The sequence below is a fragment of the Pyramidobacter sp. C12-8 genome (genome assembly GCF_002007215.1).
In the GTDB taxonomy this organism is placed as follows: Bacteria; Synergistota; Synergistia; order Synergistales; family Dethiosulfovibrionaceae; genus Pyramidobacter.
In genome coordinates, this window is record NZ_MUHX01000022.1 from 1 (window position 1) to 12,751 (window position 12,751).

The following is a 12,751-nucleotide window of genomic DNA, read 5'->3' on the forward strand; positions in this document are numbered from 1 at the left end:
GCAAAACCTCGTTGGCCGCCGTGATATCCGAGACGCCAAGCAGCCTCAGCTCCCCGGCAGCCTGTCCTGCATCGTGTTCCAAAGACGTTCGACACGCCCCTTCGCCTCCGGCGTCAAGGCAAAGATCTGCCCGATCCCAAGATCCTTCAGCCCCCGTCCGAAACAACTTAACGGCTCCCCCTTCCCCGCCTCATTCCCTTCATTTCCTTTATTCCTTTCATTCCCTTCATTTCTTTCATTCCCTTCGATCCGATCCTCATCATCCTGCGCCCGTGCCTTTGGAGAGCGGAAAATCGTATGCCGGTCGCTGTAAATCGCCATCGGCAGCCCATACCCCTCGATCCCCATCCCCAGCGCGGCGACATAGCCCGCCATACATTCGTTCTCAGTGAAACAGGCGCCAGTCACGATCCCCGTCGCATCGTCAATATAAGCGTGCAGCGTCGCGCGCCCGTTCCCCCTGCCAAACCATTCAAACGACGTGGCGTCAGTCTGCCACAACATCCCCGCGGCCACCTTCCGCGGTCGGGAACGGTGAAGCTTCGGCCGCCGCCGCACACTCTTCTTGCTCCTGATCCCCTCGTCCTTCAGAATGCGGACGACACTCGAACGGCTGATCCCGATCCCCTCCCGTTCGTTCAGGCATTCCGCAAAGTGAGAGAAGTTGAAATCGTAATAGACCTCCTCATACGCCTTCAGCACCGACTCCCTAACCTCATCTCCGATCCTGCGCCGAGACGTTCTGCCGCGGTTGCCGTGAACAAGCCCCGCCGCCCCTTGAGCGACGAACCTCTTCTTGATCCTGATGATTTGCCGTTGACAGAGCCCCAGCTTTTCCGCCGCCTCCCTGTTCGTCATGCGTCCGTCGACAAGCGCTCCGATAATCCTGATACGATCCAGTTCCTTTTGTGACAATGTCATTCGCTCCTGTTTCATGAACGGTATTATCTCAGAGTGACATTTTCTTGGAACAGTTATGGGGGACTTTATCACTGAACAACGACACAACGGCCATGAAAGATTGTAATCCAGGCGGACTGTGCTAGAATGATCGTGCTACGTAAAAAATAGAAAGTAGCGTTATTTTTACTCTTTGAATCGGAGGTTATGGATATGGCATCGTTGAAAATTCCACCGGAACTAACGCCCGTCGTCGCTTTTCACGGACATCTGTGTCCCGGCCTGTTGATCGGCTGGCGCGCTTCTCGAATGGCCATGAAGCTGCTGAATCTGTCCCGCGACGTGGATGAAGAGATTGTGGCGGTTGTGGAAAATGACGCCTGCGGCGTGGATGCGATCCAAGCAGTTCTTGGCTGCACGTTCGGAAAGGGAAATTTCATTTTCCGCGATTACGGCAAGCACGCTTTCACCGTTTTCCGCCATTCTGACGGACGCGGCGTGAGGCTGGTCTATCGCTCGCCTGAAAACGCACTTTCGCGCGACGAACACATGGGCCGTCTTTTGACGGAACCTGATGAAGCTCTGTTCGACGTGAAGAAACCCGAAGAGGCGATCCCGCAGAAAGCGCGTATTCACGATTCGGAAAACTGTTCCGTGTGCGGCGAGAAAGTCATGGTCACTCGCCTCGAGACGTGCGCGGACGGACGAAAAGTCTGTGTGCCCTGCGCGGAAAAGATCAGGAGGATGACAAAATGAAGAGTTCGATGAAATTTCTTGCGTCCCTTGTGTTAGCGATGCTGTGTGCGTCTGCGGCATGCGGCGCGGAGATGACGGTCACGGACTGCCTCGGGCGTTCCGTGACCGTGCCCGTCGCGCCGCAGCGGATCCTTGGCTCGGGATCCGGAGCCTTGAGGCTGCTGACCTACCTTCAGGCGAATGATCGCGTGATCGCGGTGGATTCCATCGAAAAGCGCAACGATCCTCCGCAGAGCAAAGCATCGCGTCCTTATGCCTTCGCTCATCCTGAGTTTGCCGCTCTGCCTCTTTTCGGCGAGTTTCGCGGCAAAGACAATCCCGAACTGATTGCCGGGCTTTCTCCGCAGCCGCAGGTGATCTTCAAAGTGTCGCCTCTTTCCGGTCCTCATCCCGACCAGCTGACGGCCAAAACGGGGATTCCCGTGATCGGCCTGGAATACGGAAATCTGAGCGACGAAAAGGAACAGTTCTACGCGACGCTGCGTCTGATGGGGAAAGTCCTTGACAAGGAACAGAGGGCGGAAGAAGTGGCGGCTTTCTTCGAAAAGCACCTCGCCGAACTGCGCCGGAGGACTGCCGGCGTTCCCGAAGAAGAGCGCAGAAGCTGCTATATCGGCGGCGTATCCATGCGCGGCACGCATGGTTTCACCTCGACGGAAACGGGATATCCGCCGTTCCTTTACACCGGCGCGAAAAACGTGGCCTCCGACGGTTCCGGCAGATCGGAAACGGTCAACGTCGCCAAGGAAAAGATCTTGCAGTGGGATCCCCAAGTCGTCTTCATGGACATCAACACCCTGCGGGCGAAAGGCGAGGCCAGCGGCCTCTGGCAGCTCAGTTTCGATCCCGTCTACGCCGAACTGTCGGCCGTCGAAAACGGCGAGATCTGGAGCGTGCTTCCCTACAATTCGTACACGATCAATTACGGTTCCGTGCTGGTCAACAGCTATTTCGTGGGGAAAACTCTCTATCCCGACCGTTTCGCCGACGTCGAGATCGCGTCCGTCGCCGACGAGATCTATTCTTTCCTTGTCGGAAAACCGCTCTACGCTCAGATCAGCGAAGCCCTTTCCGGCAAAATTTTCCGACGTCTGAACCTTGAAGGGAAATAAGCCGTGCTTCGGCAGGAGCATCTCCTTTCGTTGGAGTACGAAGCCTACGTCGGCCGTAAAAAGCTTTTTCTCCTTGGACTGGGAGGGCTGTGTTTGCTCCTCGGCCTGCTGTCCGTGGCCTGGGGAGCCGTCAGGATCCCTGTCTCCGAGGTGATCGAGGTTCTTCTCGGCGGCGGGGAAGGGCGGGCCAAGGTGATCGTCGTGAATATCCGCCTGCCCCAGACTCTGGCCGCTATGCTGGCGGGAGGCGGGCTGTCGCTCGCGGGGCTGGTCATGCAGGCAGTGCTGCGCAATCCATTGGGGTCTCCCTTCACGTTGGGGATCTCCAACGCGGCCGCTTTCGGCGCGGCCTTCTCGATCATCGTCCTCGGCTCGGGAACGATGCAGAGCACTGCGGCGGACGCGGTGACGATCATGGACCACTGGCTCACGACGGGGGCGGCCTTCGCAGCCGCTCTGGCCTGCATGGGCATCGTGCTTTTCATCGTCTCGGCAACCGGCGGCGCGGGCGAAGTCATGGTGCTGGCTGGCGTCGCGCTGAGTTCGCTGTTTACCGCCGGGACCATGTTTCTTCAGTATTTCGCCGACGACGCCCAGCTGGCGGCTACTGTCTTCTGGACTTTCGGCGACGTCTCGCGCGCGTCGTGGCGCGAGATCCCCATGATGTCGGCTCTGTTGGCCCTTTCTTCGGCGTTGTTCTTTTACAGGCGCTTCGATCTGAACGCTTTGTGCTGCGGCGATGAGACCGCTGTGTCGCTGGGCGTCTCGGCTTCGTGGATCCGTCTCGAAGCCATGGTCGTGACGTCGCTGCTTGCCGCCGTCATGGTGGCGTTTCTCGGCGTGATCGGTTTTGTCGGACTTGTCTGTCCCCATATGCTGCGCCGTTTCCTCGGGGGCGATCATCGTTTCCTGATCCCCGGCTCGGTTCTCTTGGGAGCGGCCCTTCTGACGGGCGCCGACATGGGGGCGCGGCTCCTGCTCGCGCCGCGTCTTCTTCCCGTCTCCGTCTTTACGGCGTTCATGGGCGCGCCGGTGTTCGTGGCGCTCCTGATGAAAAGGAGAAGCCGAAAATGACGCTGTCGGTATCGGGACTTTCCTTCGCCTACGGGCGCAACGACGTTTTGAAGGACGTGAGTTTTTCTCTGGAACAGGGGGAGATCGTCGTGCTGCTCGGTCCCAACGGCACGGGAAAGACCACGCTGCTGCGAGCCATTAACGGGATCCTGCGCCCTGCGATGGGGACGGTCTTTCTTGATGGGCGTACGCTCGCCTTGTGTCCGCGGCGCGACCGGGCCAAGATTTTCGGTTACGTCCCCCAGAGGGACGAACCGCAGCATCTGACCGTTTTCGACGCGGTCCTGCTTGGCCGCCGCCCGCACATCGCATGGACGATAAAGGACGAAGACGTTGAAAAAGTGGAAGCGGCGCTAAAAGCTCTGTCTCTCGAAAAATTTTCCCTGCGGTTCCTCGACGAGCTGAGCGGCGGCGAGTTCCAAAAGGTCGCTCTTGCCCGCGCTCTCGTGCAGGAACCCAAAGTCCTGCTGTTGGACGAACCGACGAGCAGCCTTGATCTCAAAAATCAGATCGACATGCTGCGGACGCTGCGGCAGATCGTTCAAGGACGGAACGTGGCGATTCTGATGTCGATCCACGATCTAAACACGTCTTTGCGCGTCGCCGACCGTTTGATCTTTCTGCGCGACGGCGCCGTTTGCGCGGCCTGCCGGCCGGCGGAGGCGACCGCCGATCTGATCGGCGACGTTTACGGGATTCCCGTAGACGTGATCGCGCACGACGGCGCGCCTTTGGTGATTCCGCGCCTGCGGAGCGATTCCGCTTTTCGCGCGTGATGCAAATTTTTGCTTTATGAAAAAACAATGACGCGGAACAAAAAAATGACGTTGGAAGTTCGTCCTTCCAACGTCATTTTTTTGTTCTTCACGCGCTTTTCCCTTGCGCGCGCCGTGTTTCAAGGTTCTAAATGTAGCTGGCGGCGGCGAGGATCTTGCGGGCTTCTTCTTCTTTACTCTTGTTCAGCTTGACGACGGGGCCGGTGCAGCCCATCGAGCTTTCGGCGTAAATGCCGTGCTTCCACAGCTCGCGCACGGCGTCCTCGATGGCGAGCACGTCGACGCCGTGGATTTCCTCGTCGGTCGGCTCGGCCGCCGGGGCTTTGATTTCCTCTTCGGCCGCGGCCGGTTTGGGCATGAAGCTGGCGATGATTTCCTCGAGGCCGCAGCCCTTGGCCGCTTCGACTTCCTTGGCGACCAGTTCGGGAAGTTTGCCTGCCGCCGCGGCGCCGCAATAGGCGACGGCGTTGGCGATCACGGGAGCGCCGGAAGCGCGCGAGATGATGTTGACGACGTGCTTCCAGCCTTCGCCGGCGGAGGGGCCGTAGCCCCAGCCCAGCGCTTCGTACGAACCGCCGGTGCTGAACGAGGAGAACATCTTCATCAGCACGTTGCCGGTCAGCGTGTCGCAGACGCACACGTCGACGACGCCCTGGAGGATGTCGTTGCCGCGCAGGACGGAACCGCCGTCGGCGCGTTTGCTTTCGCCGAAAGTGATGTCGTAGTCGTTTTCCTGGAGCTTGCGCAGCGCCTTGAAGACCACCTGCGCGCCTTCGACGTTGAGGATCCCAACGGTGGGGTTCTGTTTGCCGATGGACTTGGCGACGGCGATGCCGTAGACGGCGTTGCGGATCATGGCTTCGACGCGGTTGATGGCGCTGGTGCCGGTCGTGGAGGCGACGATCATGTCGCGGCCGCAGGCGGGCGTAAAGACGCGGCCGATCGTGGTCACGCCCATGGGGAACGGATGGTGCATGGCGACGATGCCGGCGACTTTGCCGCTGTCCATGGCTTCGTCCATGGCTTTCTCGAGGTCGATCTCGCAGTCGGGGGTCTCGATCCACTCGAGGTCGTCGAAACCTTCGACTTTTTTAGGGCCGATCATCACGACCTGGATGTTGGGGTTCTGGCGCTGGGCGAGGCGTGCGGCGTTGGCGATTTCTTCGGAGCCGTGCTCGCTGCCATTCGCCTGCAGGCCGACGCGGACGCGGGGGCCGCCGTGAGCGGCAGAATCGATGATCTCGGAGAGAGCCTCACCGATGAGCTTGCGAACGTCAGACATACAAAAGCCTCCTTACTTCTTGAGGTCTGCTGCGATTTCGGAAAGAGACTCCAACAGCAGGCTCTTGATGTCGTCCTTGCTCACTGCCGCGGCTACGGGCGCGGGCTTCTCGAGCAGGAACGAAGCGCCGTCGGCGAGATTGGTCAGGCGGGCGAGGAACAGGCTGCCCTTGCCGATGATCATGGCGCGGTTGATCTTGCCCTCCTTGATCCAGTCGGCGGCGGGGCCGATGAAGGGCGCGCCGGCGGGGATGTGTCCCTGAGTGTGGGCGAAGCCGTGCAGTCCCTTTTCCTTGACGAAGGTCATCATGTCCTTCTTTTCGATGCTCTTCTTCATGACGGCCAGAGCGGCGATCATTTTGATGTTGGCGAGCGGCACGTTGCCGGCGCCGGCGGGTTCGGTGATCTCGGGGATATGAAGTTCGGCGCCGAACTTGTCGACGTCGGCGAAGGTCAGGCCGGCCTTCTGGAGCGGCTCCCAGGTGAGGGCCTGCGTGACGGCCTGAGGCGAGGCGCCCGCGCCGACGGAGTGTTTGCCGAGGACGTCCAGACGCATTTCGGCGCTGACGCCGTCGCAGGGAGTGATCAGGATCGCGAACGAGCCAAGGCAGTCCTCGAGAGCGGGCATGTCCTTCTTGACGTGGTCGCGGCTGTTCATGTAAAGCTTGGGGATGGCGCCGCCGGCCAGGACGACGACGTTCTTGCGGGCGCCCGCGGCGACCTGGGAAGCGCCGTTGATCATGGCGTTGACGGGGCCGGCGCAGAAACCGCGCACGTCGCAGCCGCTGGCGTTCACGCAGCCGGCGATCTCGGCGATGGCCTTGGCGAAGTTGCCGCCGGCGCGCTGGCAGGCGTCGCCTGCGCCTTCCTCGGAACACTCGATCACGAAATCGACCTCTTCGGGTTTCAGGCCGGTGTTGCGGAGCAGATGGAGCAGGGCGAGCACGGAGCCGGCCTTGCTGGCAAGATTCTCGAGCAGAACGTGGGCAAACAGATTGTCGTCCACGGCGTGCGCCGCGCGCGCCATGCCGACGACCTTGCCGTCGAAATAGAGCGGCAAAACCTGAGTATGATCGCTGCTCTTGAGGTATTCTTCGATCTCGGCGCGATCGTGTCCAGCTTCGAGGCGGGCGAGAATGGACTCGGTGATCAGTTCGTGCTTGGAAAGCTTTTCGCGGACGGAGGCGGCAAAGTCCTTTTCGAGCCAGATCAGGTCGAAAACGTCGCAGATGTCGAGCAGGCCGAGGAATTCGTCTTCGGGCATGATCTCGCCGTATGTGCCGAAACGGGGCGCCTCGAGATTGTAGTTCTGGTACATGGGCGTCGGCTGCGCGTCAAGATCCTCAAGGGGCAGAGCTCCGATGTACGTCATGTTGGGAGCATATCCCTTCGCCTGTTCGTAGGTCTGAAGATGCTTGGGAAGAGCCTGAAGATACTCTTTCTCGCCTTCGCCGGCCGTATAGGGCGTGTTGCCGTAGTGAAGCCCCAGCTGGGGAACATGCTCAAGGCAGTAAGCGGAACCTTTGATTGCAACTCTGGACATTACTGAAAATACCTCCTCAGGGATTTTGTGGAGCGAAAATTTATCGCAAGGACTTTGCCTTGTAACCGACGCTATTATAATACAAGATGTCGCAATAAAAACCAAGATCCTTGATTTCTCAAGTGATGATGAAAGTTTTTATGTTTTTTGCTGAAATTGTCTTTTCCCCTTTCGCGACGAACATTCGCAGTTTTTATAATTGCAGTGATATTTCAATGAGAAGAGATTTTTTTACCGTGAAATGAGGCCTGTAGAAATACGATGGGCGACAAAATCAAGCAAATATGAAAAAGAGGCGGTGTCGAGCCGCCTCTCCTTATGATCATCGCCGCTGATTATTTGACGAAGACAAGTTTGTTCGATTGATCAGGCTGAATATCGTTTGTCTTGAGCTGATAGCCCTGGTTTGTCATGAAGCGGGTAACGTTCGTGATCGACGTCGGGTTATCGAGAAAAATCTCGATCTCCTTTTCTCCCGTCGCCGCCGCTTTTTTGGCCTCGACGACAGGCTGAGGACAGGAAAGTCCGCGTGCATCAACAACCATTTTTTCTCCTCCTTAAGCCTTCCTGCGCATCACGAAACCGACGCAGAGACAGAAAATCATGCCGATGACGAAAGCGGTCGGGGCGTGAGCGCCGATCCCGGCGCCGCTGCTGGCAAGACCGAAGTTATGGGCCACCGCCGCGCCCGCGATCATGCCGAAGACGAAAACAGCCGCATCGCCGTCGCCCTCGCCGGCCATGACCAGCTGACGGCCGGGACATCCTCCGGCGAGCGTGAAGCACAGGCCGGACAGGACCATGCCGAGGAAATTCCAGAGCGAGTCGGTATGAGCCACGGGCTGCCCCGCGAATCCGGACTTGAAGCTCCCCAGCACGAAGTTCATGCCGAACGCGGCCACCAGCAGGGCGACGATCCCCCAGAACAGATAGCCGTCGTGGGCGAGAACGAGATCCCTGAGCGCTCCGATCGTGCAGAAGCGGCTGCGCTGCGCAAGCCAGCCGACCAAAAGCATCACGGCCAGACTGACATACCACGGCGCGTGCATCGAGCCGGGACCCTTTTCGGAGAAGAAAATCGGTCCCGTCCCCTCGGCTCCCAACTTGGGCGCGATCAGCAGCAGCGCCAGCAGCCCAAGCGCGAACAGCGGCATCATCAAACCGGATAATTTCGCTTCGGCCGGAGCGGGATAGGCTCTACCCAAATTGTAGTTGGAACTGATAAAATAAATGCCGATCAAGATCCCCACAAAGAGTCCGGCGATGCCGTAAAGGGCGTTGAAATCGCCGCCCGCCAGACGGAGATACGCTCTCCAGGGGCAGCCGAGGAAGATCAGCGCGCCGATGGAAGCGAAAATGCCGAGCAGAAAGCGCACGGCGGGGGCCGATCCCGCGCGCGGCTTGAATTCCTTGAACGCCAGCGCGGAACCGAAAGCGCCGAGGATCAGGCCGATGATCTCCGGACGGATATACTGGACCGCCGCCGCCCTGTGAAAGCCCAGCGCCCCGGCGATATCGCGCTCGAAACAGGCAACGCAGATCCCCATATTGCCCGGGTTCCCCAGAAGCACGAGAACCGGCGCAAGTATGCCCACGGCAAGACCTGCGATAACGGGGCCCAACCGCGACACCATGAGAGAATCAAAATTTTTCAATGACAACCGCCTCCTGCGATGAAATGAAGTTTGAACAAGGCATAGTATAAATAACTATCATTGACCTTATTCTTGTTCTTTAGTATATTCGAAAAAAGCCGGAAGTCAAATTATCAAAACGCATGAATAAAACCCTTGCATAAATTCATAATCTATAAGGAGTTCTGTATAATGAAATGTCTTGCGACCTTTGACGTCACCAGTATGGCCCTGATGTTCGAGAAACAATGCCGCCGCGCCGGTTTCGACGTGAGGATCATCCCCGTGCCCCGGCAGATCTCGGCAAGCTGCGGGCTGGCCTGCTCCTATCCCTGCGACCGCGAAAACGAGATCATACGGCTTTGTGAAAAGGGCGGGATCGAGATCTCCGAGACGCATCACATGACAGACTGACGGTTTCACGGAAATTCCGCCTTGAGAGAAAATGTGCGATGCATTATACTGCAACCGTGTGAGACGCGTTCCCGCGTTTTCATATGGATAAAGTTTGGAGAAGAGAGAATGCTTGACAGGAAGTTGATCGAGATGATGTACGAAACGGCGGCCAAGAGCGAGCTGCAGGGCGCTCGTTCGGCGGCGGCGGTTTATCGGCAGATGCTGGAGATGCCGCTGGATTCGCAGATGACGGTCCGTTTTCGGGAAGGCGAAGATTTTATCGTCACCTGCCGCGAAGAAGGGTATGAGCTTGCGTAGTTCCAAAAAGAAGATCGATCTGCAGAGCCTGGACGCCGAATCCTTCACGATTGCCGACGCCATGGGGCTGTCGCGGGAACCGGCCCGCCTGTCTGCGAAGGAGCCGTCTCGCGCCGACGCCGAACCGGCGCGAGACCACGCGCTTGAGACGGCGCCGTTGAGGCTTTTCCTGGAGCGCAAGGGCAGAAGCGGAAAAAACGTCACGCGGCTTGCCGGTCTGCCGTCGGGAGAACGGAGCAGCCGTCTTGTGAAGGAGCTGAAGCAGAATTTGGGCTGCGGCGCCGCAATCGAAGAGGAGGATGTTTTCTTTCAGGGAGATCAGCGCGCGCGGTTGTCGAAACTTCTGAAGGATCTCGGCGCGCGGAATGTGAAGATCGTTTGAGGCAACGGGGATTTTTGTCTTATAATGATTTTATAAAACGGTGATCGAAAAATTTCATGCGGAGGCGTAAAAACGATGATGTTCGATAAGGCTGTCAAAATAAATTCTTTTCAATGGGAAGAACTGCCGCCGGCCGAAGAGCGGCAGCTGGACAAAGCCGCGCAAGTCTGCAAGGGCCTCGCGGTGGCGATGGTCGCCCGCGCCAACAGCGGGCACCCCGCGGGGGCGCTCTCCAGCATGAAAATGTACATGGCCGCCTACGGCGCTGCGAACGTGTCGCCACAAAACTGCGACTCGCTCGACCGCGATTTCGTCGTGATCAGCCACGGGCACACCTCGGCCGCGGCGTATGCGACCCTGGCGTATTACGGATTTGTGGACGCGTTCGACGCCGTGAACGAGTTTCGACGAACGGGCAGCCGCTTTCAGGGACACGTCGAGCGCATGGTCCCCGGCATCGACTGGGGTTCCGGCTGTCTCGGCCAGGGGCTGTCCGCGGGAGCGGGGTTTGCCCTGGCGCAGAAGGCGCGCGGCTACGACGGCCGCGTCTACGTTCTGATGGGGGACGGCGAGCAGCCGAAAGGGCAGATCGCCGAAGCGCGCCGCTTGATCGCGGCTCGAAAACTGACCAGCATGACGGCGCTGATCGACGTCAACGACATCCAGATCTCCGGGCGCTGCGGCGACGTCATGCCCGCGCATATCAAGGAGCTCTGGGAAGCCGACGGCTGGCAGACGCTCCTGTGCGACGGCGATTCGTTCGCGGAGCTGTACGCCGCTTTGAAGGCGGCGCGCGCCGCCGGGCGCCCGACGGCGATCCTCTGCCGGACGACTATGGGCAAGGGCGTTTCCTTTATGGAAGACAAGCCGGACTATCACGGCAAGGCCGCTTCGGGCGACCTCTACCGGCAAGCGATGAAAGAGCTGGGACAGCCGGATCTCGTCGTGTTGGCCGCGGAGCACAAAAAAGCGAAGTTCAGCGCCGCGCGCGCCGTCGAACCGCTTGAAGCGGTCCTCGATCTGGGCGCAGCGAAGGTCTACGGCCCCGCCGACACGACGGACAACCGCTCCGCCTTCGGCTCGGCGTTGGCGGAAGTGGGGCAGCTCAACTACAAAAAGACCGGGCGCGCCCCCGTGCTCGTTTTCGACTGCGACCTCGCCGGTTCGGTCAAGACCGGCGAATTTGCGAAAAAATGCCCGGACAACTTCATCCAGTGCGGCATTCAGGAGAACACCACGGCCACGGCCGCCGGAGCGGCGTCTGCCGGCGGCGTCGTGTCAGTCTGGGCGGACTTCGGCGTTTTCGGCCTGGCGGAAGCCTACAACCAGCAGCGCATGAACGACGTCAACCACGCGAACGAAAAGCTCGTCCTCACTCACGTGGGGCTCGACGTCGGCGAAGACGGCATGACGCATCAGTGCATCGACTACGTTGCGCTGATGTCGAACTTCTTCAACTGGAAGCTGGTCGTTCCCGCCGACCCGAATCAGACGGACCGCGCGACGCGCTGGGCGCTGAAAACGGCGGGCAACGTCTGCCTGGCGATGGGGCGCAGCAAACTGCCGGCGCTCTGCGCGAACGGCAAGCCGCTGTTGGCGCGCGATTTCACGTACGGCGAAGCCGTCAAAGTCCGCGAGGGCAAGGACGCCGCCATCTTGGCGCTGGGAGCGATGGCGGGGCGCGCCGTGCAGGCGGCGGAGCTGCTTGCCGAAAAAGGCGTCGAAACGGCGGTCTACGCCGTCTCGTGCCCGCTGGAGATCGACGAGAGCGCGTTGACGGAAGCGTTTCAGACCGGTACGGTGTTGACCGTCGAAGATCACAATGTCGTCAGCGGCATGGGCAGCCTCTGGCTGGCCCGCGCCGAAGAACTGGGACTGCATTCCGTCGCGCGCCGTTTAGGCGTGCATCGTTACGGCGATTCCGGCCCGAGCGAAGAAGTGTACGCCGCCATGGGGCTTTCCGCGGACAAAATCGCAGAATCTCTCGAGGAACTGAAAAAAGTCGCGCGCTAAGAGCTGTCGATGGAAGAAAAATTACTGTTCCACGCCTGCTGCGGTCCCTGCGCGACGACCGGCGTCCACGCTCTGACCGAGGAGAAACGGGAAGTGACGCTTTATTTTTACGGCGGCAACATCCATCCCTACGATGAATGGCAGCGGCGGCTGGAAGCTTTGCAAAAACTGGCGGCGGCGTATTGCCTCCCGCTGATCGTCCGCCCTTACGACACGTCCGAATGGGACCGCCGCACGGCGGGATTGGAAAACGAACGGGAAGGCGGCCGCCGTTGCGAGCGCTGCATGCGCCTGCAGCTGGAAAGCGCCGCGGAAAAAGCGGCCGAGCTTTCCGTGTCGACGCTTTGCACCAGCCTGACGCTCAGCCCGCAGAAACACCCCGACCTGATCAACCTCTGGGGGAGGGGGCTTGCCGGCCGTTACGCGCTGAACTGGGAAGAACGAATCTGGAGAAAAAAGAACGGGCAGCTCTTCTCCGTTCAGGAGTGCAAGCGGCTGGGGCTTTACCGGCAGAATTACTGCGGGTGCCGTTACAGCATGGAGCGCCCTCACCATTTTTAGGAGCG

The 12,751-nt window shown here is 59.6% G+C and carries 14 protein-coding genes; 9 read left to right on the top strand and 5 right to left on the bottom strand.

All coding sequences use genetic code 11. The annotated features are described in order from the left end of the window. Positions 1–45: 45 nt before the first annotated feature. The gene (locus B0D78_RS08700) at positions 46–936 is read right to left on the bottom strand and encodes an ISNCY family transposase (RefSeq protein WP_078016584.1); all 891 of its coding nucleotides are present in this window, start codon (positions 934–936) and stop codon (positions 46–48) included. Between the two features lie 177 nt (positions 937–1,113). Here B0D78_RS08700 and B0D78_RS08705 point away from each other — a divergent pair, with 177 nt between their 5' ends. Genes B0D78_RS08705 through B0D78_RS08720 form a run of 4 tightly spaced genes read left to right on the top strand, consistent with a single transcriptional unit; the run spans position 1,114 to position 4,618 of the window. Further along, positions 1,114–1,656, top strand: coding sequence for an FmdE family protein (locus tag B0D78_RS08705; RefSeq protein WP_078016585.1), 543 nt, complete (start codon positions 1,114–1,116; stop codon positions 1,654–1,656). Next, positions 1,653–2,768, top strand: coding sequence for an iron ABC transporter substrate-binding protein (locus B0D78_RS08710; RefSeq protein ID WP_078016586.1), 1,116 nt, complete (start codon positions 1,653–1,655; stop codon positions 2,766–2,768). The genes B0D78_RS08705 and B0D78_RS08710 overlap by 4 nt, the downstream gene beginning before the upstream one ends. A 3-nt stretch (positions 2,769–2,771) precedes the next feature. Further along, complete coding sequence (locus tag B0D78_RS08715) at positions 2,772–3,842, top strand: FecCD family ABC transporter permease (protein WP_078016587.1); 1,071 nt, start codon at positions 2,772–2,774, stop codon at positions 3,840–3,842. Further along, on the top strand, positions 3,839–4,618 hold the full coding sequence (locus tag B0D78_RS08720) for an ABC transporter ATP-binding protein (protein ID WP_078016588.1): 780 nt from the start codon (positions 3,839–3,841) through the stop codon (positions 4,616–4,618). The genes B0D78_RS08715 and B0D78_RS08720 overlap by 4 nt, the downstream gene beginning before the upstream one ends. 127 nt (positions 4,619–4,745) lie before the next feature. On the opposite strand, the gene grdD is transcribed toward B0D78_RS08720, so the two are convergent. The 4 genes from grdD to yedE all read right to left on the bottom strand — a co-directional run bounded on the left by grdD (position 4,746) and on the right by yedE (position 9,097). Further along, complete coding sequence (gene grdD, locus B0D78_RS08725) at positions 4,746–5,900, bottom strand: glycine/sarcosine/betaine reductase complex component C subunit alpha (RefSeq protein WP_078016589.1); 1,155 nt, start codon at positions 5,898–5,900, stop codon at positions 4,746–4,748. A 12-nt stretch (positions 5,901–5,912) separates the two neighbouring features. Beyond that, complete coding sequence (grdC, locus tag B0D78_RS08730; RefSeq protein WP_078016590.1) at positions 5,913–7,442, bottom strand: glycine/sarcosine/betaine reductase complex component C subunit beta; 1,530 nt, start codon at positions 7,440–7,442, stop codon at positions 5,913–5,915. Positions 7,443–7,777: 335 nt separating this feature from the next. Next, positions 7,778–7,987, bottom strand: coding sequence for a sulfurtransferase TusA family protein (locus B0D78_RS08735; RefSeq protein ID WP_078016591.1), 210 nt, complete (start codon positions 7,985–7,987; stop codon positions 7,778–7,780). A gap of 12 nt (positions 7,988–7,999) precedes the next feature. Beyond that, positions 8,000–9,097: a YedE family putative selenium transporter gene (gene yedE / locus B0D78_RS08740; protein WP_143521804.1), complete on the bottom strand. Its 1,098-nt coding sequence runs from the start codon at positions 9,095–9,097 to the stop codon at positions 8,000–8,002. 171 nt (positions 9,098–9,268) lie between these two features. Between yedE and B0D78_RS08745 the strand changes: the two genes are divergently transcribed. The 5 genes from B0D78_RS08745 to B0D78_RS08765 all read left to right on the top strand — a co-directional run bounded on the left by B0D78_RS08745 (position 9,269) and on the right by B0D78_RS08765 (position 12,746). Continuing rightward, complete coding sequence (locus tag B0D78_RS08745) at positions 9,269–9,490, top strand: DUF3343 domain-containing protein (RefSeq protein WP_078016592.1); 222 nt, start codon at positions 9,269–9,271, stop codon at positions 9,488–9,490. Positions 9,491–9,598: 108 nt separating this feature from the next. Continuing rightward, on the top strand, positions 9,599–9,790 hold the full coding sequence (locus B0D78_RS08750) for a hypothetical protein (protein WP_078016593.1): 192 nt from the start codon (positions 9,599–9,601) through the stop codon (positions 9,788–9,790). Beyond that, positions 9,783–10,172 (top strand): translation initiation factor, encoded by a 390-nt coding sequence (locus tag B0D78_RS08755; protein WP_205948286.1) that lies wholly within the window; start codon positions 9,783–9,785, stop codon positions 10,170–10,172. The genes B0D78_RS08750 and B0D78_RS08755 overlap by 8 nt, the downstream gene beginning before the upstream one ends. 75 nt (positions 10,173–10,247) lie before the next feature. Beyond that, positions 10,248–12,185: a transketolase gene (locus B0D78_RS08760; protein WP_078016594.1), complete on the top strand. Its 1,938-nt coding sequence runs from the start codon at positions 10,248–10,250 to the stop codon at positions 12,183–12,185. Between the two features lie 9 nt (positions 12,186–12,194). Beyond that, positions 12,195–12,746, top strand: a complete 552-nt coding sequence (locus B0D78_RS08765; protein WP_078016595.1) for an epoxyqueuosine reductase QueH — start codon at positions 12,195–12,197, stop codon at positions 12,744–12,746. Positions 12,747–12,751: the final 5 nt, after the last annotated feature.